At 40.4% G+C, this 25,694-nt stretch carries 22 protein-coding genes and 1 riboswitch; of the genes, 11 read left to right on the top strand and 11 right to left on the bottom strand.

From position 1 onward, the window contains the following. Positions 1–24: 24 nt before the first annotated feature. The 4 genes from B3139_RS00360 to B3139_RS00375 form a co-directional block, all read right to left on the bottom strand. Complete coding sequence (locus B3139_RS00360) at positions 25–1,179, bottom strand: glycoside hydrolase family 88/105 protein (protein WP_293879119.1); 1,155 nt, start codon at positions 1,177–1,179, stop codon at positions 25–27. 257 nt (positions 1,180–1,436) lie between these two features. Continuing rightward, entirely contained in the window at positions 1,437–1,622 is a 186-nt protein-coding gene (locus B3139_RS00365) for a hypothetical protein (RefSeq protein WP_209574231.1), read from the bottom strand. Positions 1,623–1,663: 41 nt separating this feature from the next. Beyond that, on the bottom strand, positions 1,664–4,363 hold the full coding sequence (ligD, locus tag B3139_RS00370) for a DNA ligase D (RefSeq protein WP_293879122.1): 2,700 nt from the start codon (positions 4,361–4,363) through the stop codon (positions 1,664–1,666). Between the two features lie 33 nt (positions 4,364–4,396). Next, a complete protein-coding gene (locus tag B3139_RS00375; protein WP_293879124.1) occupies positions 4,397–4,588 on the bottom strand; it encodes a DUF3606 domain-containing protein in 192 nt (63 codons plus the stop codon). Positions 4,589–4,937: 349 nt separating this feature from the next. Between B3139_RS00375 and B3139_RS00380 the strand changes: the two genes are divergently transcribed. Then, positions 4,938–5,702, top strand: coding sequence for a DUF6597 domain-containing transcriptional factor (locus B3139_RS00380; protein ID WP_293879126.1), 765 nt, complete (start codon positions 4,938–4,940; stop codon positions 5,700–5,702). 24 nt (positions 5,703–5,726) lie between these two features. Continuing rightward, the gene (locus tag B3139_RS00385; RefSeq protein ID WP_293879128.1) at positions 5,727–6,128 is read left to right on the top strand and encodes a VOC family protein; all 402 of its coding nucleotides are present in this window, start codon (positions 5,727–5,729) and stop codon (positions 6,126–6,128) included. A gap of 184 nt (positions 6,129–6,312) precedes the next feature. Here the strand turns inward: B3139_RS00385 and B3139_RS00390 are convergent, their stop codons facing one another. Beyond that, positions 6,313–7,266: a fasciclin domain-containing protein gene (locus B3139_RS00390; RefSeq protein WP_293879130.1), complete on the bottom strand. Its 954-nt coding sequence runs from the start codon at positions 7,264–7,266 to the stop codon at positions 6,313–6,315. Positions 7,267–7,607: 341 nt separating this feature from the next. Between B3139_RS00390 and B3139_RS00395 the strand changes: the two genes are divergently transcribed. Next, positions 7,608–8,489, top strand: a complete 882-nt coding sequence (locus tag B3139_RS00395) for a DJ-1/PfpI family protein (RefSeq protein WP_209574252.1) — start codon at positions 7,608–7,610, stop codon at positions 8,487–8,489. 76 nt (positions 8,490–8,565) lie between these two features. Here the strand turns inward: B3139_RS00395 and B3139_RS00400 are convergent, their stop codons facing one another. The 4 genes from B3139_RS00400 to B3139_RS00415 all read right to left on the bottom strand — a co-directional run bounded on the left by B3139_RS00400 (position 8,566) and on the right by B3139_RS00415 (position 13,616). Continuing rightward, positions 8,566–9,336: a hypothetical protein gene (locus B3139_RS00400; RefSeq protein ID WP_293879133.1), complete on the bottom strand. Its 771-nt coding sequence runs from the start codon at positions 9,334–9,336 to the stop codon at positions 8,566–8,568. Between the two features lie 78 nt (positions 9,337–9,414). Continuing rightward, positions 9,415–9,885, bottom strand: coding sequence for an SRPBCC family protein (locus B3139_RS00405; protein ID WP_293879135.1), 471 nt, complete (start codon positions 9,883–9,885; stop codon positions 9,415–9,417). A gap of 196 nt (positions 9,886–10,081) precedes the next feature. Continuing rightward, positions 10,082–10,729: a type A chloramphenicol O-acetyltransferase gene (catA, locus tag B3139_RS00410; RefSeq protein WP_293879137.1), complete on the bottom strand. Its 648-nt coding sequence runs from the start codon at positions 10,727–10,729 to the stop codon at positions 10,082–10,084. Between the two features lie 283 nt (positions 10,730–11,012). Beyond that, a complete protein-coding gene (locus B3139_RS00415) occupies positions 11,013–13,616 on the bottom strand; it encodes an alpha-L-rhamnosidase (RefSeq protein ID WP_293879139.1) in 2,604 nt (867 codons plus the stop codon). A gap of 191 nt (positions 13,617–13,807) precedes the next feature. Beyond that, a riboswitch (TPP riboswitch) is annotated at positions 13,808–13,903 on the top strand. A 59-nt stretch (positions 13,904–13,962) separates the two neighbouring features. On the opposite strand from B3139_RS00415, the gene thiS reads away from it, so the two are divergent. The 8 genes from thiS (at position 13,963) to B3139_RS00455 (ending at position 21,217) form a co-directional block, all read left to right on the top strand. Further along, the gene (thiS, locus tag B3139_RS00420; RefSeq protein ID WP_293879141.1) at positions 13,963–14,169 is read left to right on the top strand and encodes a sulfur carrier protein ThiS; all 207 of its coding nucleotides are present in this window, start codon (positions 13,963–13,965) and stop codon (positions 14,167–14,169) included. A gap of 45 nt (positions 14,170–14,214) precedes the next feature. Then, positions 14,215–16,029, top strand: coding sequence for a phosphomethylpyrimidine synthase ThiC (gene thiC, locus B3139_RS00425; RefSeq protein ID WP_293879143.1), 1,815 nt, complete (start codon positions 14,215–14,217; stop codon positions 16,027–16,029). Further along, a complete protein-coding gene (locus tag B3139_RS00430) occupies positions 16,026–16,643 on the top strand; it encodes a thiamine phosphate synthase (RefSeq protein ID WP_293879145.1) in 618 nt (205 codons plus the stop codon). Before thiC ends, B3139_RS00430 begins: the two co-directional genes overlap by 4 nt. Further along, the gene (gene thiE, locus B3139_RS00435) at positions 16,589–17,221 is read left to right on the top strand and encodes a thiamine phosphate synthase (RefSeq protein WP_293879147.1); all 633 of its coding nucleotides are present in this window, start codon (positions 16,589–16,591) and stop codon (positions 17,219–17,221) included. Before B3139_RS00430 ends, thiE begins: the two co-directional genes overlap by 55 nt. Then, positions 17,218–17,988 (top strand): thiazole synthase, encoded by a 771-nt coding sequence (locus B3139_RS00440; protein WP_293879149.1) that lies wholly within the window; start codon positions 17,218–17,220, stop codon positions 17,986–17,988. Before thiE ends, B3139_RS00440 begins: the two co-directional genes overlap by 4 nt. A gap of 10 nt (positions 17,989–17,998) precedes the next feature. Beyond that, the gene (gene thiH / locus B3139_RS00445) at positions 17,999–19,123 is read left to right on the top strand and encodes a 2-iminoacetate synthase ThiH (protein ID WP_293879151.1); all 1,125 of its coding nucleotides are present in this window, start codon (positions 17,999–18,001) and stop codon (positions 19,121–19,123) included. Between the two features lie 4 nt (positions 19,124–19,127). Beyond that, positions 19,128–19,838, top strand: a complete 711-nt coding sequence (locus B3139_RS00450) for a HesA/MoeB/ThiF family protein (protein ID WP_293879153.1) — start codon at positions 19,128–19,130, stop codon at positions 19,836–19,838. Between the two features lie 143 nt (positions 19,839–19,981). Continuing rightward, positions 19,982–21,217 (top strand): YaiO family outer membrane beta-barrel protein, encoded by a 1,236-nt coding sequence (locus tag B3139_RS00455; RefSeq protein WP_293879155.1) that lies wholly within the window; start codon positions 19,982–19,984, stop codon positions 21,215–21,217. Here the strand turns inward: B3139_RS00455 and B3139_RS00460 are convergent. Continuing rightward, a complete protein-coding gene (locus B3139_RS00460) occupies positions 21,214–24,633 on the bottom strand; it encodes a sulfatase-like hydrolase/transferase (protein WP_293879157.1) in 3,420 nt (1,139 codons plus the stop codon). The genes B3139_RS00455 and B3139_RS00460 overlap by 4 nt on opposite strands. Further along, a complete protein-coding gene (locus tag B3139_RS00465; protein WP_293879159.1) occupies positions 24,627–25,694 on the bottom strand; it encodes a HEAT repeat domain-containing protein in 1,068 nt (355 codons plus the stop codon). The genes B3139_RS00460 and B3139_RS00465 overlap by 7 nt, the downstream gene beginning before the upstream one ends.

Genomic DNA, 25,694 nt, shown 5'->3' on the forward strand with positions numbered 1-25,694 from the left:
TACCTACCTATTACCTACAATTATTTATTTTCCTGTAGCGCTACTTTTTTCTGCGAGTTTCAATAACTCATGACCAGCCAAAAGAAATGCGCCCACGCCGTAAATTTCCGTATCATCGTAGTTTACTTCGCCTGGAGCCTCACCTACTTGCTGTACATAGCCCAGTTTTCCATCGGGATGAACCGCATTAACAAGTGCATTCCAACCTTTCCATACGACAGTTTCATAATCTTTTGAAGGAATGACTTTATTGTTTATCCCCCACGCTATTGCATACGTAAATAGTGCTGTACCGCTGGTTTCTTTAGCTGGATAGCGTTCAGGATCCAAAAGGCTCGTCCGCCAATAACCGTCATGCTGTTGCAAAGAAGCAATGCGCTTTACCATGCTACGATAGAGATCTTCCCATCTCGCGCGGCTTTTGTAATCTTTTGGCATATCATTCAAGACACGAACCAGCCCAGCCAAAACCCAGCCATTTCCCCTAGACCAGAAGACGTCCTGACCATTGCTTTCCTTTTTATCAAAATAACTTTGATCTCTATAGAACAAACGCTCTTTGGGATTGTAAAGATAATTTGTCGTCTTCCACCATAAAGTGTCTACCAAATCAAGGTACTGTAGATTGCCCGTCACTTTATAAATTGACGAAAGTGCCGGTGGTCCCATAAATAAGGCATCGCACCAAGCCCATTCTCGCAGTGCAATATTATTTTTCCAAGCCAATGATTCGCTATGTGGACGACTTACCAATGTATCAGCCAACCTGACGAAATCTGCTATGTAATCGATATTTTTATCGCGAGTATACTTCCAGGTATACAACTGCCCAACACAATAATTGTCCGCATAATACCGATAGTTGTCCGCATACATTTTCCAAGCAAACTGCTCGCCTACCGACTCGAGATACTTGGCATAACGCGCACCGCCTGACTGCTTTGTCATCTCTATCAGGCCCGTAAATAAAGTTGCTGAAGTCCATTCACGGCCAGCATGACGGAGCCCATTATGTTCGATACTGTCCAACTGCCATGAGGCGACCCGATCCAAATACCGCCTAACAACAAACACTTTTTCTTCTTTTCGCACATCCATAGCGCGTGTGGGAACCTGAGATGCTGATAGCCCCGGATAAAGCCCTAAGATACCCAACGCAATAAAACGCCTTATTTTCATTAAATTATATTTTTTTAAAGATTGACCAACAGCAACATTCTATATAATCACCGACAGTAAAACGGATACTTTAGTTTCATACTTTATGGTGATTTCAGATCATGTGCAGGAATGTTTGAAATGTCCAAGCAAAATGACATAGATACGTTAGTTATCCTAAATTAGATAAAGGCTTTCAGGATTTTAGGCATAGGTTATGATTAAATTTTATGAAACCGTTCCCANNTGGGAACGGTTTCATAAAATTGTTTTTATACTTAGGCCTCATCTTTGGTATTCTTTACAAGGCCTATACCAGCGAAAAAGAAGATTAATCCCAATACACCAATTACGCCTAAAGTAGTATAGGCAGCACTTTTATTGATAAGTTCATATCCGGTATAAATTAAACCGACAATACCAAGAACAGTTAATACTGTCCCAAAAAAACGTTTTACGTTCATAATGATTAATTTAAAATTATAGATTACTGAAAATGAAACCGTTATTTGGAAAGTTTATCTACTATACTTTTTAGATTGATACCTTTTCCCAATACCGGTTTAAAAATATCTCCTTCACTTCGCATCCTCTCAATGGCGTTTAAAATATGAAAATCACTTATTTTTAAACCTTTTTTCACTTCCTCCCAGTGTAATGGCATCGACACAGTGGCTCCGGGTTTAGGACGAACGGAATAGGCTGCCGCAATTGTTGCGTGAGGCCTATTCTGCAGAAAATCAAGATACATTTTGCCCTTGCGATCTTTTATGGATCGCTCCAAGCTCGTGAATTTAGGAAGCTCATGATGAACCAGGGTAACGATAACCCGGGCGAACTCTTTGGATTGATCGTAAGTATATTTCCCGCCAAGCGGGATATAGATGTGAAGCCCCGTAGAACCGCTGGTTTTACAATAGCTCGATACCCCCATATCATCCAATATGTGCTTTGTGACCTGTGCAGCCTCAATAACCTGATCAAAAGAATTTTTATCCGGATCAAGGTCTATAATACAGAACGATGGATTGTCAGGCTTCTTCACAGTACTACTCCAGGGATTCATTTCTATACAGCCAAGATTCGCCATATAAAGTAGTGTAGCGTCATCCTTCCCAACAAGATAATGACGGTCTTTTTCATCAGCTTCACTGTGGTAAAGATAAGTTTCCGCCCAGTCTGGCGCCATATCGGTCACGTTCTTAAAGTAGAAACCATCTTCTTCAATTCCGTTGGGAAATCGATTCATACTTTGCGGCCGATCCTTTAAATAAGGTAATATAAATGGAGCTGCCTGATAGTAGTAATTGATGAGGTCTCTTTTTGTTATTCCCTCTTTCGGCCAAAAAACCTTATCCAGATTGGTAAACTTCAATTCATGTTTGTTTACCTTTCTGACCTGGGTTTTATCCGAGGGATTTAAGAGGCTCTTCCGCTGCCCCTTCACTCTTGACGAAACTATTTTATCTTCCATATGATCGACCATTTTTTCAGTAGGAGCCTCATCTTCAAGAATAACATTTTTAGCACGTTTGTCTTCTCGCATTCCGTTAAACGAGGGATGACGCATAATACCATCGCTGGTTAACTCCGTAAAACTCACCTCGCATACAAGTTCCGGTTTAAGCCATGTCACAGTAGCATGTGGCGGATTTGGTCTAAACCTCGAAGGCTTATTAACGTCGGGTTCTTCAGAGAAAGCCGCTTTAGAAACAATCAGCGGCTTAAATAGTTCCATCATCTCCTTTTGAAGTTTTACATTGAAACCAGTACCCACTTTTCCGGTATAAATCAATTTTTTACCTTCATAAATACCGACTAATAAACTACTGAACAATTTACTGGAATCATCATTCAAAGTGAAACCACCGATGACGACTTCCTGCCTTTTGTTCGCTTTAATTTTCAACCAGTCTTTGGAACGGTTGTGAACATGATATAAACTATCCTTCCGCTTTGCCATAATCCCTTCAAGCCCCAATTTCTTGGCCTCTTCCAGAAAATGAATTCCGGAAGTTTCAAAGTGTTCGCTGACTAGAATGCTGTTGCTCTCAGGAAGAACTTCTTTCAAAATTGATTTACGCTCAAGCAATGGCATGTCCTTCAAATCGTGGCCCTGATACCATAAGATATCAAAAACGTAATAAACGAGGTCACCATCCGCTTCGCTGCGCCAGTTTTGTAGCGCTCCAAAACTAGCTGTGCCATTTTTATCTAAAACGACCACTTCTCCATCCAAGATGGCGTCTAATTTAAGAGTCTTCAATTGCTCATAGATCGGATAGAATTTTTCATTAAAGCTTTTGTCATTACGGGATTTTAGTTCAACTTCACCCTTATTCATAAAAGCAACTGCCCTGTAGCCATCCCATTTAACTTCATATACCCATCCTTCATCATCGAACGGCTTATCCACAAGTGTAGCGAGCATAGGCTCTATATGAGAATAGAACTTCTTTGCGGGCGCATTTTTTACTAAGGTCTGAAGATTCCTCTTGCTTTTAGCGCTATGCTTTGGAACAGCTTCCAACTGATCGTTGATTAGTTTGGATGCCTTGTCTTTAGTCGAACGATTGTCTTTTACTGTGCTGTTTTTCTTAATGATATTTTCACCATATACTTTATCAGGTGACCTTTCCATTTGCTGAATAGTTTTACCCGATATCACCGATTTATCGTTTTCAGTAATATCCTTATTGCTAGCATATTGATCCTCCAGCTTCATTAAAAGCCAACCATTATCTCCCCTCCCATGAGCCTTAACAAGAGCAAACTCGCCGTTAAGCTTTTTACCGTTAAGCTTAAATTTAAGCTTGCCAGAATGAAGTTGATGTAAGAAATCTTTTTCTTGTTTGGAGATATCCTTGACGCTCCCATCAGCCGGTTCATAGTATCCCTCATCCCAAACGATAACCGTGCCTCCGCCATATTGTCCTTTAGGGATTGTACCTTCAAAACTTCGATAATCATAGGGATGATCCTCCACCATCACAGCGAGGCGTTTGACACTTGGATCCATTGATGGGCCCTTAGGAACTGCCCAACTTTTCAGAACACCGCCCATTTCAAGACGAAAGTCGTAATGTAGATGTGAAGCATCATGTTTTTGGATTACAAACCGAAGTTCCTTTCCGTTTGGCTTTCCTCCAAATGGTTCTGGGGTGTTCTCCTCGGAACGCTTTTCGCGATATTTAGACAGTCCCATAACTACTGTATTTAAGTATATTGAAAATAACGTTTATTTTCCGTGCCGTTTCTTCAAATAATCTTCAAGAACTTTTCTTTCATTCGATCCGGTCGCCCGTATCGCGCCAACAACAGCTTGACTGCTCACCCCCATCTTATTCTTAAAATATTGAATTTCGTATTGTTCTGATCCGCTTACTTTGCTTCTGTCGGATTTCCCTTTTTTAGATTTATTATCTGCCATGGTATTTTGTTTTAGTGTCTTTTCTTTTGGCGATTGAAAAATCCTAGATTTCAATTCGCGATACGTTCAATTTTGATATAACACAAACGTCGAAGTGAAAAGGTTTTTAAAGAATTGCGCTTAAGGAAAGCATACATGAAAGTATTGCTCGCTATTGCTGGCCTAATTGTATTTTCCGTACGACTAAAGCTAACTTGGAATGTTATATTAAATTTTAACAGAAGCAGCATTTAATTTGTAACTTGCTGTTGAAAAGATACTACGTTCTTTTATACACTACGTTTGCTAATAAAAAACGTGTATGTTGGATATTGCTTTTGCAACATGTTGTTTTGTATGGATTATCAGTATGAATTTACCTAAATATGCACTGGAATATACATCTTTAGCCCCGCCTCCAGCACTTGCTGCGGTAATCGAAAGTATTTGGATGTTGAAAAATCATTCGGATAAGATAGATGAAGGCATTATCATACCTGACGGAAAAATAGATTTATTTCTCTTGATGGAAGAAAACAATAATTTCCAGATCTTCATTTCCGGAGTCTGTGATAAACCCATTTTAAAACCGCCCTATCCGAAATCGACGATGTTTGCCATAAGTTTTTATCCGTTGGCCGCTGAGTATATTTTTAAGCAGTCTTTCGAAAAATTAAGAAACCAAAGGCTAGTACTGGCAAATGATTATTTGGGATTTGGCAAAAATGATCTTGCAGATTTTGGAAACTTTTACACCAAAGCCTGTAACATATTCGAAAAGCAACTCGAAAACAAGATAGATGTGAGGAAAAAAAAACTATTCGAACATATCTACCTATCAAAAGGCCAAATGACGGTGGAAGAACTGTCTAATAAGATTATTTGGAGCAACAGGCAGATGAACCGCTATTTCAACCACTGGTTTGGGATTCCATTAAAATCTTACATCAATATTATTCGTTTTTCAAACTCCCTAAAACAATTAAAAGTCGGCATATTTTATCCGGAACTCAATTATGTAGATCAATCCCATTTCATTAGACAGATAAAGAAATTCTCAGGGGTAAGACCAACTATACTACATAAAAATGAAAACGACCGATTTATCCAATTGAGTGTATTAAACGATCGCTAATTTTGTCTGTAAATCAACAAAAAAATGAGTATTAATCATATCAATCTTGTCGTAAAGAATGTCGATAAAGCCGTTAATTTATTGACAGATATTTTCAAATTCAATTTAATGGTCAACCGCAATAGTAAAATGGCGGTACTGAAGGATAACAATAATTTTGTACTTGTAATTTGGGGACAAGAATTGAACAAAGAGAAAGATGTACCACAATATCCTAAGAATTTCCATATTGGGTTTTATCAAGACAACGAAATTGCAGTCCAAAACATTTTCGAACTTTTAAAAAACAACGACGAATTAAAAATTGATGCAGCGCCAAAAAAAATCAGAAATACATTCGGATTTTATTGCTACTTTGAGAATCTAATGATTGAAATTAGCGTAAATCCTTTCAATTATGAACAGGCTGGCCATGAAGATGTATAATGACCGCTAAATTCTGATCCGTTGAACATATTTATTAATAAGATTTCGGCCGGGTTTATTAAAAATAAACTTCCTCATTGGAAGTAATTCACATCGGGATATATTTATATGCTGCATATAAAAAGTTTTGGCCGCAAAGAATCTCATTCTCTGCGGCCAAACTAGCAGCTAGCATAAAGCTAAATTAAGGAAGAAGAACTTGATCAATTACATGGACGACACCATTTGTTGCCAGCATGTTTACGCCAGTTATTGTGGCCTCACTGGTATTACTTTTACCTTTCAGCATTGCCTTTCCAGACAATTTCACCGTGATTTTTTCACCGTTTAGGGTACTTAGCATCTGTCCATCTGAAAGATCAGAAGAGAACGCCCTAGCTGAAAGAACATGATAGGTTAGAATCTTTGTCAGTACTGCGGGATCAGCTTGATTAATTGAAGCTATTGTGTTGAAACCCGCGTTGATAAAAGCTTGATTTGTAGGTGCGAAAACTGTATATGGTCCTGATCCGCTCAACAATTGAGCAACATTTGTCGTTCCTTGACTTGCTCTCAACACTGCAGCAACTAAGAAGGATAAATCACTATTAGCTGTCGCAAGTTCCACTATATTTTTTGTTGCGGGCATAAGTACATGAGAAATACCATGAATTACACCATTCGTAGCCATCATATCTGGCGCTGTTACTGCCCAGCCATTTACAAATACACCCTTACTATTTTTAGTAACGTAAACATTGCTTCCGTTTGCTGTCTTCACTTCTGCATTTGGACCAGCGGGTACGCTAGAAGCAACTACTTTAGCGGATAATGTATGATACAACAAAACGGATTTCAAGCTTTCCGCAGACATACTACTAATATCTGCCGAAGTCATCCCTGAGCTTTCGAAAGCAGCATTATTTGGAGCAAATACTGTAAATGGTCCCGTCGAAGAAAGCGTTTCACCCAGACCAGCCTTTGTCACGGCAGAGGCTAATATGGAATAATCCTTGTTCATGGATACCATCGCAGAGATTGTTCCTGTTGTTTCCATCTGCTTGTCATCATCTTTACTACATGATAGTGTAATCATCGAGAATACCATTAAGGCTGATGCCATACTCGATAGTCGTTTGATGTTCTTGTTGAATTTCATAATTATAATTTTTAATCTTTTGATTTACAAACAACCAAGAGAACAAAATAGTTTAATAATAAACCAAATTAATTGACATTTATCATAAAAAATCATTTTTAAGGCTTTAATATGATATTATTAGTATCAAAATAAACTAAAAAAAGCTTTTGTATGCGATATAGATTTTTAAACAAAACAGCATTGCCCTCAGCATTGTTATGCTTTAAGATCATGCAAATGTGTTATTTTTTCCACAGCGTGTTTCGGCTGTTTTGGAGAATAAACGAACGATAAGCTGGCAAAAACATTTGATATCATAAGAGTGCGATAAATTATACACCATAAACAATACATATATTATGTCATTATTTTCAAAAGATTTGAGCAAAGAGCCAGTATTTGACGGCGTGGGCTATGAGCCTTCTTTTTTTTCGAGAAAAGCAATGGTTACTACAAAAACCGACTATAGTAAGAAGAAATATGACGAGGGCAACAAAGATACGAGAAAAAAAATTCTTGTACTTTGTACGGAGGAACGCTATATGACCATGAAAAATGGCAAGAAATTTTCTACTGGCAATCATCCCGTTGAAACACTCGTTCCTATTCTTCATTTTGACCAAGCCGGATTTGACGTGGATTTCTATACGCCAACTGGTGGCACCGTGAAGTTTGAGATGTGGGCAATGCCTTATGAAGACGAGCATATTGGCAAAATTCTCGAAAAATACAATACACAGTTTTCAAACCCACACAGTCTCCAGGATTTTGTAGCGGACACCGCTAAATCGTATGTCGACTATGTGGCTGTCTTCATCCCGGGAGGACATGGCGCAATGCTCGGCCTTCCCGAAAATAACGATGTAAAAGAGCTGATTAAATGGGTAATAGCCGAAGATAAATTTATGCTGACAATATGCCATGGGCCCGCAGCCCTCTTATCTGCTGCACAAGGTGTTGATGAGGGTGATTTTCCATATAAAGGATATAAAATCAATTCATTTCCTGACGAAATGGATCTCATTCTGCCACAAAGTGGATACCAGCCCGGCGAAATGCCTTGGCTATATGGCGAGAAACTGAAAAAGCTGGGGATTGAAATTTTAAATAAAAAAATTAGCGGCGATTGCCACATTGACCGGAAGCTGATTACCGCCGACAGTCCGCTAGCAGCGGATAAATTCGGTAAAATATGTGTGGAAGAATTGCTTGCTGATGAAAAGTCTAAGGTAGAAAATTAATCAAACAATTTCATGCCTCGACCGACGACAGATCGGCCGAGGCTCACGCTAATGCGTCTTAGTTATCATTTAACTGCTATAATAATAGTTGTTTACGATATCGAATACAATAGGAAAACAGGTTTAGCAGCACAATAATTGCTACTACCATCGCCGCTGTATATAAGACGCTATTCATCCCCTTATTAGCCACTGCAATTGCAATTAAAGCCCAGGCAGCTACGAGTCCAAATGCGGGCATACGACATTGCCAAATCATCAGCAAATGAATTACTAGCGCAACTACAAACATGATAAGTGTCCATGCTGTTGCAGATATTCCGAATCCATCCCAACCTATCTTGGTAAGATATGCCGCAACGTCGGCAATCAAAGCGACAGAAATCCACCCAGCATAAAGATGAAAAGGCAACTTTAAAAAGGCAAGCTTTTTAAGGTTTGATTCAAAAGCAATAGTCCGAGTATTCTGAATGATCTGTAACAACGATACAAAGAGCAGGAGCATCAAAAAAATGGTCACAAAAGTGTAGTCGTACAACCAGGTAATAACCCATAGACAATTTGCCAAACAAGAGACCGAAAACCACCACCCCACTTTTGAGATCACTTCTTCCTTTTCTCTGGTCTGTTTTAAAAGTGGGCCAAAATAGACCACAAATCCAAACAAGCCCAGATATATCAAGCCCCAAATGGAGAAAGCATACCCGGCCGGTGTAAAAAGATTTTGATACTTGGCCGATATCGTTGCCATCGTTTCCCCGTTGAAAATACCAGTATTGGATAAATAATTGATAACTACAGTAACGACTAAAACAATTCCATTGACTATTTGGTAGATTTTTTTCATTGTATACGTTATAAAATATTTTAATAAAGGCCGATTTATTAGTTTATGCCCGATCGATAAGCGATTAAAGAGTAGCTATCATACCTTTTTATTACGATTAAATAACTCTTCTAAAATCTCATAGCGATAATCAAAAATTTGATCTAATTTCTTTTTAACAAATATACTGTGCGCAATCGTGCCTAATATTCCGAAGGGCAATTCATAAACAACAGTATCTTTCATCAACACGCCTTTTCCATTTGGAATAAATTCATGAAAATGATTCCAAAATCGATAAGGTCCTTTTAACTGAAAATCGGTAAAACTCTTATTCTTTTCCACCTGTGTTATTTTGGTCTTCCACTTCAACGGAATTCGAAAAATTGGAGATACTAAATAATCGATGACCATCCCCTTTACGATTTCTTCTCCATTAAATTCTGAAACAACCACAAAGCCCATGTCCTTTGGCGTTATTTGAGCAAGATTTTGTGGAGACGAAAAAAAACTCCAAGCGCGCGCTATATCGCAAGCTAATTGTTGTTCCCTATATAATATATACTTCATTTGAATATGAATTGCAAAAACCAATTTGATGCCCATCGCTAGCATGCTATTAAAATAACAATGCGAGGATTATTTAGTTTAAAAACATACTAAAGATACAAAAAAATAAAAAAAACAGTATTAAAATAGCAAACAAAGAATAAAATTAAACTATATGTAACTATAATAACACTATGGGATGTAGAGTTTCGATCGACTAAAAAGACTCGACGTCCTGAAAAAGTGCTTCAAGCGTATCGATCAGCTTGGCAACATGCAGACCATCACATACCGCATGATGTACCTGTATAGCCAATGGCATAAGGGTCTTATCTCCTTCAACCTTATATTTTCCAATCGTAAATGTCGGTGAAAAATAATTGCTAAAATCTGCAACATTAAGATTGAAACTATCAAAATGAATCCAGGGAAGAGCTGAAATATTAAAATGGTTTTTTGGCGGTTTTTCTGGGAAAAAGAGCTTGTTATCACTGTATTTTTCAGCAACATGCTCGTATTCCTGCAGAAAAGAGGTAAAATTTTCCTGATATCCTATTGACAATGCAGAAAAAGTTTCGGCTTCTTTATGCAGTATTGTGTAAATAGGGTCAACCCTGTCCCAACAAATTAATTCGCTACCTCTCATTGCCATTTTGAATTCAGCATGTTGGTTCACAGCCCTCGAAAGGAGGTAAATCATGACAGGATAGAACTTATAACCGCGCATTTTTACAAATTGGACCACCGCCGATATATCGAGCTTAACTGTAAGGCTAAAACCACATTTTACATCCCCACGGTAAATCTCGAAGTGCTCCCTTCGCTTCCAATTTGCTGTATCAATTGTTTGATATTTTGTATCCATTTTTATCAATTATCTAGCTAGTATTTATTTCCTCGTCGCTATAATGACTTAGACAGTCAATTTATCCGACAAAGAACGCCTTTAAAAATATTCTATTTTTTTGGTTGCAACTAATTACGACAAGTTTCCAAAAGATGAAAATTTCATTTTGATACGATTGACTCCAATTTCCTATATTGGAAGATGAATTCAAAAAGGTAAAATCGTTCCACGTATTTCTTCCAAATATAAAATATTTTTGCTGGTATCAATCAAAAACAATAGGATTGATACCAGTAAAATGTTACTTGAGTTCCAATTCCAACCGGTGTTTACCAGCCTTCAATGCAATAATATTACCATTGCTTACATTATTTGGAGGATAAAATGTCGCCTTCGCATTTGGAGGTATCTGAACATCATATACAATCTTATTACCACTTAATTTCCAATGAGATAAAATTTTACCATAGGGTGATTCGTAAGAAATGGATGATTCTTTCAATTCCTGAGGAAAAATAGGCTTCAACAGTATGTTTTTGAATCCAGGTTGTTCGGGATCAGGAAGAATCCCGCCGATAGATTTAAAAAACCAGCCACCAATTTCACCAAACATCATGTGGTTGTCCGAAATATCCCGAGTTGCTTTTAAATCCCAGTTCTCTAACAGTGTTGTCGCCCCATTGACAATCCACCATCCCCAAGACGGATAGGTATCTTGTACCGCAACTTTATACGCGGTAATCCCATACCCGTTATCTTTCAATGCATTCAAGAGGGCTTTTGCTCCCAATACCCCTACGTCCAAGTGAAAGTGAGCCTCTTCAACTTTCCTATTTAGATTGGCCGCAACCCTCGCTTTCATTTCGTCAGGGACAACTCCCCAATAGAGCGGTACACTCAATTCCGTCTGTGTTCCATTGTTATAAATTCCACTAGAAACATTCAAAAATCTCGCATTAATTGCCGCCTTGATTCTTTTGCTAAGTTGATCATATTTTTGATGGTCTGCCGTTTTTCCGAACAACTTTGCAGCTGCAGCCAAAATGGTCGCATCAGCATAGAAATAAACAGATGACGTCAGTTCCAAATTGGACTGAGCCTTAACTGGAACCCAATCTCCGCGTCCAAAAGTAGTAAGGCCTGAGGGGCTGATGCCGTCGACATAATCGACATAGCGTTTAATATTATCGTAGCATTCTTCCAATGCACGCGGATCACCATAAAACTGATAGATCTGCCAAGGGATAATGGCGATGGTGCTTGTCCAGTCAAGACCATTCGCAGTACCATACCCCCATCCACCCGTTGGAATAATATCTGGTAATACGCCATTCTCATGTTGCTCATCACGATGATCGGCCAGCCATTTTTCATAAACTGTAATACCGTCAAAATTATACAGGGCAGTTTCAATCGCCAGGTGACCATCCCCTGTCCAACCATTTTTTTCGCGTTGCGGGCAGTCCGTAGGATACCCCATCAAATTCGACAAATAGGCATTGTTGGTCGCTTTCCATAGTTTGTTAATCAATTCCGAGGATGTTTTAAGCTGTCCGATAGGTTCAACATCGCTGTGCATAAAATAGGCAGTCACAGCAGAATTATCCAAAGCTATCGCCGCGCTGCTGCTAACCTCGACATAACGAAAGCCTTTATAACCAAATTTAGCCATAAACTCATCATCGCGACCACTTAAGGTTAGTATATCCGTCTGAAATGGCTCGCTTTCCTTATCGCCAAGATAGTAAACATCGATATTGGACTGATCGAGTCGGCCATCAGACTGTAACCGTTCACCATGCTTAATACGCAGAACAGTACCCCTCGGCCCCTTTACCTGAATCCTTGTAATCCCCGCCATATTCTGCCCCATATCGAAAACATACGTACGGTGGTCAATCTTTGTGACTGATTTTGGTCTGAATACTTTTCCCAGTCGAATCGGAACCATTTGTTGAGAAACGATATAGGTAGATGGAGCAGTTCTATATTGAACGGCCTGCCAGGCTGAATCTTCAAATTTTGGCATATCCCACCCGGGCATGTCAATTCGAGCATCGTAATGCTCACCCGTGTAAATATTGTTATAGATAATTGGACCGGAAGCTGTTTTCCACTGCTTATCTGAAACGACCGTTTCCTGTGTGCCGTCTGTATACTCGATTTTAAGCTCCAAACAGAATGTTGGCCGATTTCGCCATGGGGCTTGATGAAAGTTCCATACCGCCAGCGGTTGATGATTATACCATCCATTTCCCAAAACGACGCCAATCGCGTTCGCACCTTGTTGAAGTTGTCCGGTAACATCCTCTACCACATACAGTGTTCGACGATCAAATCGCGTATACATGGGATCAAGACGGTGGTCTCCAATGCGCACGCCATTAATAGAAAGTTCATATAATCCGGCAGCAGCAACATAAGCACGAGCCGATTTTATTCGCTTCTTGGCAGTGAATTCAGTCCTAAAATACGGAGCGTTGCGCGCATTGATATCTTTATTGTCACTGATCCATTTTCCTGTCCAAAGATCCTTCCCCATCATTCCAGTCTCGAAAGATGCTATTGCTGAAACGCTGGAAATGCCGTCTCGGTCCCATACTTTAACTCGCCAAAAGTATTTTGTCCGCGGTTTTAACTCGGTACCATTATATTGCACCAACATCGCCGAACTTAGCTGCTTTCCACTGTCCCAATGCGCTTTTGCCCCGTGTAACAATGCAAGAGAATCTTGCCCTAAAAGAATCTGATAAGCTTGTTGTAAAGCGTCCCTTCGCTGGTCTTCAAGGCGCCAGCTTAGTCTCGGACGGGATGGGTCAATGCCTAGCGGATTGACCAGATGTTCGCATGTCAACTGTACAGCAGTGCAGTTATTCTTAGATTGTGCATATGCAGTACATGCCATACACAATAGTATTGTCAATAAAATCCTACGCATTAAAGGGTATAATTGTCGGTAACTGTTAAATTGTTTTAGCTGATTAAAAAACGAATATATTAAATATTTCCCAAATCGCGACCTGCACTTTCCTGATCTATCTGTGAGGCATTTAAATTAAAATTCTTGCAACTTTCACAAAAATAATACTATCTTCGTTTTAACTTTAGGGGTGTCTGCTTGTGCAGGCTGAGATTTTACCCTTAGAACCTGATCCGGATCATACTGGCGTAGGGAAAAGTGAGCTGTCTAACAGGTGCATTGCTGTACCTTCGTGTAGCCATTCCTAAAGTTTAACCAAAAAAATTAAGGAATGGAACTTACAATAAACCATCAAATTCGATTTTTCGACCCCGCCCCTCTTTCACTTGAGGAACTATTGGTCTTGGAATTATCTGGCAAAACCCAAGGTGTTGCCGCTGCCATCAACAACCATGTTATACCCAAGGAAGATTGGGCTACAACAACACTCAATCCTCACGATCAAATCATCTTAATAACCGCATCGCAAGGCGGATAATGATTTCAAAAAAATCACCCTAATCATTCACTTCAATTCAGAAAAATGACAGCTGAAACAATTACGCAATCCCCTTTTCCCAATTCAAAGAAAATTTTTGTACCTGGAACGCTATTTCCTATTCAAGTTGCTATGCGACAAATTTCTTTAAGTCCAACCAAATTGAGCAATGCGCAAGTAGAAATTAATCCCCCTATCACAATCTACGATACCTCTGGTCCATATACCGATGAGGATTTTCAGATCGATATCCGAAAAGGTCTCCCGCGGCTTCGCGAACAATGGATATTGAATCGCCAGGACGTGACCCAGCTAGCCAACATCACATCCCAATACGGACAAAAAAGGCTCTGTGACCCAACGCTTGATGCGCTCCGATTTGCCTATAGTCATAAACCGAAGGTGGCCACTTCTGGCGGAAATGTCACCCAATTACATTATGCAAAGAAAGGCATCATTACCCCCGAAATGGAGTACGTAGCTATCCGGGAAAATCAACGTATCGAGCAGCTAGTAGCCACCACACCTGGAATGGATCATCAGCATACAGGTGAAAACTTTGGTGCCAGAACACCTAAAAAAAAGATTACTCCCGAGTTTGTCCGCGAAGAAATCGCTGCCGGAAGAGCGATCATTCCCAATAATATCAATCACCCTGAAAGTGAACCGATGATCATTGGCCGTAATTTCCTGGTTAAGATCAATGCCAACATTGGCAATAGTGCTGTTAGCTCGAGTATCGAAGAGGAAGTTGAGAAAGCGGTTTGGGCCTGCCGTTGGGGGGCCGACACCATCATGGATCTCTCCACAGGTAAAAATATTCATGAAACCCGCGAGTGGATCATCCGCAATTCACCCGTTCCAATCGGCACCGTACCAATCTATCAAGCATTAGAAAAAGTAAAAGGGGTAGCCGAAGACCTTACTTGGGAGATATTTAAAGACACCTTGATCGAACAGGCAGAACAAGGTGTTTCATACTTTACTATACATGCAGGTGTACTGCTTCGCTATATTCATCTTACAGCTTCAAGGGTAACTGGTATCGTCTCAAGAGGTGGTTCCATCATGGCTAAATGGTGTCTTTTTCACCACAAAGAAAACTTTCTTTATACCCATTTTGAGGAAATCTGCTCGATTATGAAACAATATGACGTCGCTTTTTCGCTTGGCGATGGTCTTCGCCCTGGAGCTATTGCGGACGCCAACGATGCGGCTCAATTTGCTGAACTCGAAACATTGGGTGAACTTGCGAAGATCGCCTGGAAACACGATGTTCAGGTAATGATAGAGGGCCCCGGTCACGTCCCAATGCAACTGATCAAAGAAAATATGGACAAACAACTGGAATGTTGTAATGAAGCTCCATTTTATACCTTAGGCCCGCTTACCACTGATATTGCTCCGGGGTATGACCATATTACTTCGGCCATTGGAGCCGCGATGATCGGTTGGTACGGTTGTGCCATGCTTTGTTATGTCACCCCAAAAGAACACCTCGGACTACCAAATAAAAAAGATGTTAAAGATGGTGTCATCACGTACAAACTAGCCGCGCATGCTGCCGATTTGGCCAAAGGACACCCTGGAGCACAGTATCGTGACAATGCTTTAAGTAAAGCAAGATTTGAATTCAGATGGGAAGATCAATTCAATCTGTCCCTAGATCCGGATACCGCACGGGAATATCATGACGAAACCTTGCCTGCAGATGCAGCTAAAGTCGCTCATTTCTGTTCCATGTGCGGCCCCAAATTTTGCTCCATGAAAATTACGCAAGAAATACGGGATAGTGCAGCGCAGGGTATGCTTGAAAAATCCCAAGAATTTATCGCACAGGGTAAAGAAATCTATTCATGATCATTGCACTAACGCCAGAAGAGACCATAGATACCGAAAAAGCGGTTCTCCATACACTTTTTGAAAAGGGACTCGATTTCCTGCACTTACGCAAATATCATTTTACAGACTTACAAATGGCAAGATATGTAGAATCAATAGATCCTGCATATCTTGAAAAGTTGGTCCTCCATTCCCACCCTCACCTGTCGGCTGAACTTGGGATCGCACGCATTCATATAAATGAATGGAGTAGACAGCATAGCCCCTCCAGTCAGATGAACGCTCCAATTATTTGCTCAACATCTGTACATGATATCCTGGCATTCAACAAACTGGATGAATGCTGGGCTTATGCTCTTCTCAGTCCAATATTTCCAAGTATTTCAAAAAAAGGATACGGACGAGATAATGCCCAACTGAATCAACTTCCAAAACGCGTTAATTTTACGGTTCGTCTGATAGCACTTGGCGGTATAAACCAAGCTAACTGCCTCCTGCCATTGCAGGAAGGGGCAGATGGAATTGCTTTGTATGGCGCTTTATGGCAGCATCCAGACCCAATTCAAAATTTCATTGCATGTCAACAAAAACTATGGAAAAACTCCAATACATATCACAAGGACAAACATTAGATGCACAAAAAGATAATATTTTAAAAGCTCTTGATGCTGGTGTCAAATGGATACAAGTTAGGTGGAAAGGAGCTCGCCAAGAGCATCTTTACACATTGGCAGAAAAGATCAAAAACGTGTGTTCGCTATACGGCGCCACCTGTATCATCAATGATCATCCTGCGCTTGCAGCGGCTGTAGACGCAGACGGCGTACATCTCGGACTGGAGGACGGCAGTATCGCTGCGGCAAGGAAGCTATTGGGGCCAGGAAAAATAATTGGCGGTACTGCCAATAGCTTTACAGATGTAAATCAAAGAATAACGGAAAATTGTGACTATATCGGGCTTGGACCATTCCGATTTACGACAACAAAACAAAAACTAAGTCCCGTATTGGGGCTTGACGGATATGAAAATATCATTAGGCAGGTCAGACGAGAAGGGTTATCCCCTATCCCGATATTCGCCATAGGCGGTATAGCCCACCTCGACGACATTCAACAGCTATTACAAACTGGAGTTTATGGAGTTGCAATTTCCGCTCGTATAACCTATAATCCAGCAATCGTTTCATCAATCAACAAAATTTTAATATGAGCAATTTAACCATAGCCGATCGCGTATTTGAATCAAGGTTATTTTTGGGTACGGGCAAGTTCGGCAGTCTCACAGAAATGAGCCATGCCATTGAATCTTCGGCTTCCCAGTTGGTTACCGTGGCCCTCAAACGCATCGATCAGAACACCGTAGACGACAATATCCTGAATGCCCTCCATCTGAAAAATATTCATTTGCTTCCCAATACCTCGGGAGCACGTACTGCTAAAGAAGCGGTACTCGCAGCCCAACTTGCACGAGAGGCTTTGGAAACAAACTGGGTAAAGTTGGAAATTCATCCCGATCCTCGCTATCTATTACCTGATCCCATTGAAACCTTACGTGCAACTGAATCGTTGGCCAAATTGGGGTTCGTCGTCATGCCTTATATCCATGCAGATCCAGTACTTTGTAAAAGGCTGGAAAATGCAGGCACAGCAGCAGTTATGCCTCTAGGTGCTCCTATTGGCAGTAATAAAGGACTTCGTACTATGGACTTTCTTGAAATTATCATTGAACAAAGTAATGTACCCGTCGTTATAGATGCTGGCATCGGAGCGCCTTCCGATGCCGCCAAAGCTATGGAAATCGGAGCAGACGCTGTTTTAGTGAATACGGCAATTGCCATTTCCAATAACCCCGTACGCATGGCCGCAGCATTCAAAGAAGCGGTTACAGCTGGCCGAAGAGCCTATGAGGCCGGCTTAGGAAAGGTCGGAGCACATGCCGTCGCTTCGAGCCCGTTAACTTCATTTTTGTTAGACTAATCATTGCCTTATGACCGATTTTAAAATGCTTTTCAATCAATACTCCTGGGATGAAATCCAAATGCAAATTTACAGCACTACAGATCGGGATGTACAGCATGTGCTAAATAAGGATCATTTGACCCTATATGATTTTGGCACACTTACCGCTCCGGCAGCGGCTCCATATCTGGAACAAATGGCTCAAAAGACACAACAACTCACACAGCGCCGATTCGGCAAAACTATTCAGCTGTATGCTCCCCTTTACCTCAGCAATGAGTGCCAAAATATTTGTACCTATTGTGGTTTCAGCATGGACAACAAAATCAGACGAAAGACGCTTAGCGATACCGAGTTGTTACTGGAAGCGATGGCACTTAAAGCTATGGGAGTCAACCATATCCTCCTCGTTAGCGGAGAAGCTAACAAAACTGTTGAAATCAATTATTTCCTACATGCTATTCAACTTCTAAAGTCCCATTTTTCCCAGATATCCATTGAGGTACAACCGTTGGAACAATCCGAGTACGAGTTATTGCAGGCCGCTGGCGTATATGCCATCTTGGTTTATCAGGAGACATACCAACGGGAAGTTTATAGGCAATATCATCCCAAAGGAAAAAAGTCAAATTTTGATTATCGTTTGGATACACCTGATCGTATAGGCCGGGCAGGCATCCATAAAATCGGATTGGGTGTATTACTGGGGCTCGAAGACTGGCGGGTGGACAGTTTCTTTACCGCCGCACACATTGCTTATTTACAAAAACATTATTGGCAGACTCGTTATTCAATTTCCTTTCCACGCCTGCGTCCAGCTGCTGGCTCTTTGGAACCAAATTTTCATTTGGCCGACCGCGATCTACTGCAGCTGATCTGTGCATATCGCCTGTGGAATGAAAATTTGGAAATCTCTATTTCCACAAGGGAAAACGAAACTTTTAGAGATCATATTATACCCATTGGAGTAACGACGATGAGCGCTGCATCAAAAACAAATCCCGGGGGCTATGTTGTCGATCCACAAGCTTTAGAACAATTTGAAGTAAGCGATGAAAGGGATATGGAAACCATAAAAAGTCAAATCCGAAAAATGGGATACTCGCCGGTGATGAAGGACTGGGAAACCAATTTCGCTGGCATAGTACGTTAAATAAATGAAAAAAGACAATATTTTTGAGCGCTATAGCCGGCAGATTTTTATCGATGAAATTGGCGTCTCAGGACAAAGAAAAATCATGGATGCCAAGGTATTGATTGTTGGCGCAGGGGGACTCGGAAGTCCCGTCCTTCAATATTTAGCCGCTGCAGGTATAGGTAAACTTGGCCTGGCTGATTTTGACCATGTTGAAATCCACAATCTAAATAGACAGATCATACACTCCGAAAACAACATTCACAAAACTAAAACCGAAAGTGCCCAAGACTATATTCGACAGCATAATAGTACAATTGATTTTCATACGGTTCAGGTGAAGATAGAACCGAACAACGCGGCTGCAATTCTTGCTCCCTATCAAATAGTAGTAGATTGCTCGGATAACTTCTCGACACGTTACTTACTGAATCAAATTTGCTTGAAACTCGATAAACCCTTGGTATATGGGAGCATCCACGGCTTTGAAGGACAGCTGGCAGTTTTTAACTTTGAAGGCAGTAAACACCTTCTGGACATCTTTCCCACTCCCCCAAACCCCGATCAGGTTCCAAATTGCGATAAAAATGGAGTACTAGGCCCCCTGCCAGGGATCATAGGTAGCATGATGGCTATGCAGGTACTTAAGATCATAACCGGTTTACCTGTAGACAGCAACCAGTTAACCATTATCGATACCTTAAATTGGCGGTTTTCTAAACTCTCATTCTAAATGTCGTCTCAAATGGTATCCCATAAATGGTTTAGAAGGATTCACGAGCGCGCAAAATTTATTTAAAACCACAGTGCACAAACAAATTTTGCTAATTTTAGTTTATATATTAGCAAGCTTAAATGTCAACTATACAATCCGGAATGAAAAAAGTAATTTATCCATTACTATCACTAATACCTTTATTCTCCATGGCGCAAGAGACAAAACTCACTGCCGATGATCTCTTTGCTAAAGCGCGAAAGGTTGCTTTTGAATCAAAAGATTATCCACAAGCGATTCAATTATCCAAGCAGGCGCTACTTCAAGCACCGGACTACACGGATATCAACATTTTTTTAGCGCGCATTTATACCTGGTCAGATAAGATAGATTCGGCAAGGGCCATCTTTACGGAACTGGATAGAAAAAATACCACTGATGAAGATTTCTTTTTGGCGTACGCTTCGCTTGAGTATTGGAACGACCAGGCTGAAAGAGCAATTGCAATTACCGATAAAGGGCTACGCATACATCCGCAGTCTCAGGATTTACTATTGCTAAAAGGCAAAATAAGCTATGGCAACGATCAATACGAAACTGCCGAAAAGGCAATTCATAGTTTGTTGGAAATTAATCCAAAAAATACGGAGGCCAGAGCATTGACAAAAAATATTGAAGAGTATACCGCTAAAAATGCAATCGGTCTGACGTACAATTTTGTCTATTTTGACAAACAGTTTGATCACAATTGGCACATTGTTGGATTAAGTTATAAACGGGCAACAGCAATAGGATCTGTAATTTTCAGAACTAACTATGCGAATAAATTTGCAGAAAATGGCGTCCAATTTGAGATGGAGGCTTACCCACGGCTTTCAAAGATATTTTACCTTTATGTCGGAGCAGGCTATTCCAATAATGTGGGGATTTTTGCGAAATATAGAACTGGTGTGTCTCTCTATGCCAATCTTCCGAACAGCTTTGAGGGGGAAATCGGATATCGTCAGCTCTATTTTAGTGACAACATCTGGATGTACACAGCTTCAGTCGGAAAATATTACCAAAACTTGTGGTTCAATCTAAGGACTTACCTTACTCCAGGCGAAAAGAATATTTCCCAATCGTATACCGGAACAGTCCGCTATTATACAAAAGGAGCAAACGATTACTTCGGATTTAGCGCCGGAACGGGTTTGAGCCCTGAGGAAAACCGAAATAATCTATTGGACAACGCTTCCTATAAATTAAAAACATTTAAAGTAGGTGCTGAATATAATTTCTCTGTTAAGCAAAGTAATCTGTTTTCAATTTCGGGCACCTATTATAACCAAGAATTCCGTCCCAAAGAAAAAGGAAATCAACTAGACATCATCCTAGGCTATATTCGAAAATTCTAGCGGTTTCCTGTCCGTTTGAAATAGTTGGTATAGACGCTATCCGGAATGAGCCGCTTCTCTGTATAGAATAGCTTATTTTTGCGCTTAAATAATTCAAAGCGCCTTGTAACCTCCTCTTTCGCATTATCCGAGGCCACGTCTTCATTGAACACACCATCCAACTGATACAGTTGTCCATCAGAAAGATGATAATTACCCCTTACAAAATCAATCAACTGATTTTTGCTCTGCATCATACCGATGCCATCACCTTGTGCAGATGCCCCTTTGTCAAGGCCCGCACCTATCCAAGTAACTTGACCGGGAGTTTTAACTCCAAAGTTTTCTCGATAGTAGGCCAATATAGATGGCGCGACATCAAAATGGCTAACAAAATGATGAAAAGTCTTTGGCCCTTTTAAAAGTGGTGAATAAATCAACAAAGGAACATGATAACGATCGATTTTGCTTTGTAACGGTATCTCAGGCATTGCGTGGTCTCCAGTTATGACAAAAATCGTATTTGCAAAATCTGCTCTCTTTTTGTAAGATTCAAAAAATTGTTCCATCGCATCATCCAAATTCAACACTGAGACCAGCTGCGTACGGTTTTCTAAAGCCCACTTTTTCTGCTCGGCCGTAAGGTTCAATGTCACCATACGTTGATCAAATAATTGCTCATAATGGGCCGCATTATTAATCAAAAATGGATTATGTGTAGAGAGCGTCAAAAGCACATGGAAATAAGGTTGTTGCTGCACTTTCTGTACTTCAAGAAGCTTACTAAATACAGCTTGGTCTTCATATCCCCAACTTTCTCCCCCCTTTTCAGGCAATTTCTTATATGGAGGACCAAATGCTTCCTGATCGATGAGCATATCAATTTTATTATAATCCATGAACTTCTTCATGAAGTCAAAATTTGAATGACCGCCATAGAAAAAACCAGTATTAAATCCGTTGCTCTTTAGAATATTAAATAGATTGAAATTGTCTGGTAAGGTATCTTGCTCTAAAAAACCGTGCATAGCAAAAGGTAGTGAGCCTGTTATCGTAGGCAGAACAGAAAATGTCCGTCCTGAAGAACTCATGTTATTGTCCCAATACAGCGATTGCTGCTTCAGTTTACCGATAAATGGCGTAAAGTTACCGATATAGCCATTCTCAGCGCTATAGGCATGCCCTAGCCCCTCAATGACGAGAATAACTAAATTGGGCACTTTCGTCGTTTTCTGAAGGTGTGTTCCTAGAAAATCTTTGGTATCTTCTTTTTTCAAAAAAGGAAATTTAGTATCCAACACCTTTGTATCCTCCTCTTTATGGAACATTGCGAGCATACCCGGGTGTTCATCCACATAATTTGATAAATTGGAATTGAAGAAATAACGCCATTTACTCCGGCTTGCATTGGCTACGAATTCATCGTTATCGGAGCGACCCCCTAAAAGCGAAGCCGAACTAATGAAAAACGATATGATCCCCAAAGATAAGAGTGCAATACTAACATAGTTTTTTTTGAATGTCTTTTTATTGGCAATCCAAAGCGGAACCCAAGAAATTGCGATCAATAATAAAAGTAAAGCAATATTGGTAAAACTCAACATACCGCTAGCCTCCAAAATTTGCTTCATCTCTTCCGAACTGTAATAGAACATATCAGCCCCAAGCAAATTTCTCGATTCGCCAAAATACAGAAATAAGATGAACTGCATAACAACAATAAGCGAGAACGAAATGATCAAAAGAAGCCTCGCCCAAAATCTGCTTAAGAATTGTAGCAATAAATAGCCTATTCCCAAACACGCTAAGGCTTGAAAGATAAACAGGATGTTATCCAAAAATAGGTATTTGCCTGCGTGGACCTCCGAAAGCTGAGAAAATCGACGACCGTACCACCACCATTCTACACCAACGGATAACATATACAAGGCAAAGGCAACCAACATCACAGGTCCTAAGCTTTTTAACGACAGATTTAATCGGTGACCGAGGTATTTCCAAACCGACTCATTGGCATCTTTTTGTTGAAAGCCTTGTCGTGTCATTTCTCCCCAGCCATGCTGCTTGCGAAAGTAATCAACAACCCCCTGGACTCCAGCTTTAACGACAATAGGGTGAAAGTAAAATGGTTCTAGAATAGCGGTAGTTATTAACGTCGAAAGGTCCCGCTTCTTTGAATAGACCTGGTGGCTAACAAGATCAATCAGGATGGCATAGATGGAATACAAAATTCCCGAAGCAATTACCAGTGCAAAAAGTGCGAAGAAAAATGGCCAGTTGATGATTCCGAGTATAAAAAAGATTAGAAAAACAATGTAACCCGTAAATTCGACAATAGGCCCCAAAAATTCAAAGAAAAACCAATAAGGCATGCTAACCATACCGAACCGACCATACTTCGGATTGAACATGAGTTTACGATGCTTCCATAAGGTTTCCATCGTGCCGCGCATCCAACGATTGCGCTGCTTACGTAGTACCTCTTTAGATTCTGGCACCTCCGTCCAGCATAAGGGATCAGGAATATTAACGACCTCGTAAGCCTGCTTTTGCTCTTCCATATAGCGACGCATACGAACAACAAGCTCCATATCCTCCCCAACCGTATTTCGGTCATAGCCTCCGCAAGCCAACACAATCTCCCGGTTAAAAGCGCCAAATGCACCTGAAATCAGAATTAATCCCGAAGCTCTAGACCAAGCCATTCGCCCTAAAATGAAAGCACGGATATATTCTAAAGCTTGCGTGCGCCCCAACCAAGACTTTGGCAAATTAACATCCACAACAGACCCATCCACGACGTTACAGTTGTTGGCCAAACGGATAACGCCACCGCAAGCGATAACGCGTTTGTCAGTTTGTTCTAGAAATGGCTTCGCTAATTTTAAAATCGCATCCTGTTCTAAAATACAATCCACATCAATACAAACGATATAATCTCCAGAAGAGATATTCACCCCAACGTTAAGCGCGTCCGCCTTGCCGCCATTCGCTTTGTCTACAACAATCAGCTTCTTAAAAGCCGGGTTTTTACTTTTATAGATTCCCCGTATCTCCTTCGTCTCAATGTTTCCTTGAACAAAGAAAGACGTCGGTTCAAGTTCATAAGACGTGATCAATTTTGATATAGAATCATCCTTACTCCCATCATTTACGATAATAATTTCTAGATTATGGTAATACAACGACAATAAGGACCGCACATTCTCAACGATGGTCATGCCCTCGTTATAGGCTGGTGCAATCAGACTGAATGTAGGAGCATTGGGATTGGTGGCAATAATACTATAGTCCGTAAACGTATTATCATGTTTGTAACGAAACACAGCTCCATAAGCATATAATCCTATCCAAGTATAAATAAGAAATACCGCCCCGGAATAAAGCAAAAATAACCAAACTATAATTTCATATACGATATGGGAAAACTCTAACATTTTTTCTCTTGCAAAGCGTGTTTAATAATTCGTCTAAGTTCGTCGTAGGTATCTCCAGCTTGTGATACCTCCTGCAAATAGTGTTCTTCTCCAAGAACGACAAGTACTTCGGCGGCAGAAATTTTAATTGATACTTGGGGATGATTCCACAGTAGTTCTTTAAGAAAATGCTCGCTTTCTTTACTCTTGGCTATCTTCATCGCTTTCAGAATCTCATTCTGCACTGCGAGTGGCTGCAGATCGAAACTTTGTATAAATTGCTGAATTGTCCCACGATGCTCGATGGCTTGTAAAGTTCTTACAGCCTGTACACGAACCATCGTCGATGGGTGAGCCAACAGGTTATGAACCGCCGTATAGAGGGTCATCAATCTGAATTTTCGGATTAGACGTAAAGTGAATATGACAACCGAATCATTTGTGCTATTAATCCAATGATCAACTTGCAAATCAGATTGTTCCGGTATATCATGAATGGAATACAATAAGCGCAACTGTTGCCAATCTGATAACGGCTTATCGAAATGCTCCAAAAAGCCAAGGCCTTCGTATCCCTTAAAACTGACAATTGCATATTGGGCCTCCTGATAAACGGCAGTTCGGGGATCGTTTAACTTCGCCATGATTTCAGGTATTGCAGCTTCAACATTCATCGCTGCAAGCTCCTGAACACCGCCGGCTACCAAATAGCCGCTGCGATGCCTGAGTTTCCGCCAGGCTTCATCCTCGAGTTCAAAATCACGAAACAGCCTATTAATCGATTGTTTAGCACCACCAGAAAATTTTCTATCCGAATCAACCAGTACATCTAAAAAAAGTGCCCGAAATGAAGGCTCCTTTAAATGTTTCGCAAATTCCTTATCGCTATCACTACGGTCATCATTCCCTACGATTGTCTCCATAATCTTATACTCGATGATTTCTCTCCAAGATTGCTTATTATGAAGTATTCGATAACTATAGAAGCTGTAACCCAATACTGTAATAATCAACAACAGTACTAAGATCAACACGATAACTATCGCAAGAATAAGTTCATGTAGTGCGATATGGTGATACAT

This window comes from Sphingobacterium sp. UBA1498, from assembly GCF_002325125.1.
Taxonomy (GTDB): Bacteria; Bacteroidota; Bacteroidia; order Sphingobacteriales; family Sphingobacteriaceae; genus Sphingobacterium.

Coding starts and splice junctions, on each gene's coding strand:
- B3139_RS00360 (WP_293879119.1), bottom strand. CDS start 1,179: ATGAAAATAAGGCGTTTTATTGCGTTGGGTATCTTAGGGCTTTATCCG.
- B3139_RS00365 (WP_209574231.1), bottom strand. CDS start 1,622: ATGAACGTAAAACGTTTTTTTGGGACAGTATTAACTGTTCTTGGTATT.
- ligD (WP_293879122.1), bottom strand. CDS start 4,363: ATGGGACTGTCTAAATATCGCGAAAAGCGTTCCGAGGAGAACACCCCA.
- B3139_RS00375 (WP_293879124.1), bottom strand. CDS start 4,588: ATGGCAGATAATAAATCTAAAAAAGGGAAATCCGACAGAAGCAAAGTA.
- B3139_RS00380 (WP_293879126.1), top strand. CDS start 4,938: ATGAATTTACCTAAATATGCACTGGAATATACATCTTTAGCCCCGCCT.
- B3139_RS00385 (WP_293879128.1), top strand. CDS start 5,727: ATGAGTATTAATCATATCAATCTTGTCGTAAAGAATGTCGATAAAGCC.
- B3139_RS00390 (WP_293879130.1), bottom strand. CDS start 7,266: ATGAAATTCAACAAGAACATCAAACGACTATCGAGTATGGCATCAGCC.
- B3139_RS00395 (WP_209574252.1), top strand. CDS start 7,608: ATGTCATTATTTTCAAAAGATTTGAGCAAAGAGCCAGTATTTGACGGC.
- B3139_RS00400 (WP_293879133.1), bottom strand. CDS start 9,336: ATGAAAAAAATCTACCAAATAGTCAATGGAATTGTTTTAGTCGTTACT.
- B3139_RS00405 (WP_293879135.1), bottom strand. CDS start 9,885: ATGAAGTATATATTATATAGGGAACAACAATTAGCTTGCGATATAGCG.
- catA (WP_293879137.1), bottom strand. CDS start 10,729: ATGGATACAAAATATCAAACAATTGATACAGCAAATTGGAAGCGAAGG.
- B3139_RS00415 (WP_293879139.1), bottom strand. CDS start 13,616: ATGGCATGTACTGCATATGCACAATCTAAGAATAACTGCACTGCTGTA.
- thiS (WP_293879141.1), top strand. CDS start 13,963: ATGGAACTTACAATAAACCATCAAATTCGATTTTTCGACCCCGCCCCT.
- thiC (WP_293879143.1), top strand. CDS start 14,215: ATGACAGCTGAAACAATTACGCAATCCCCTTTTCCCAATTCAAAGAAA.
- B3139_RS00430 (WP_293879145.1), top strand. CDS start 16,026: ATGATCATTGCACTAACGCCAGAAGAGACCATAGATACCGAAAAAGCG.
- thiE (WP_293879147.1), top strand. CDS start 16,589: ATGTCAACAAAAACTATGGAAAAACTCCAATACATATCACAAGGACAA.
- B3139_RS00440 (WP_293879149.1), top strand. CDS start 17,218: ATGAGCAATTTAACCATAGCCGATCGCGTATTTGAATCAAGGTTATTT.
- thiH (WP_293879151.1), top strand. CDS start 17,999: ATGACCGATTTTAAAATGCTTTTCAATCAATACTCCTGGGATGAAATC.
- B3139_RS00450 (WP_293879153.1), top strand. CDS start 19,128: ATGAAAAAAGACAATATTTTTGAGCGCTATAGCCGGCAGATTTTTATC.
- B3139_RS00455 (WP_293879155.1), top strand. CDS start 19,982: ATGAAAAAAGTAATTTATCCATTACTATCACTAATACCTTTATTCTCC.
- B3139_RS00460 (WP_293879157.1), bottom strand. CDS start 24,633: ATGTTAGAGTTTTCCCATATCGTATATGAAATTATAGTTTGGTTATTT.
- B3139_RS00465 (WP_293879159.1), bottom strand. CDS start 25,694: ATGTATCACCATATCGCACTACATGAACTTATTCTTGCGATAGTTATC.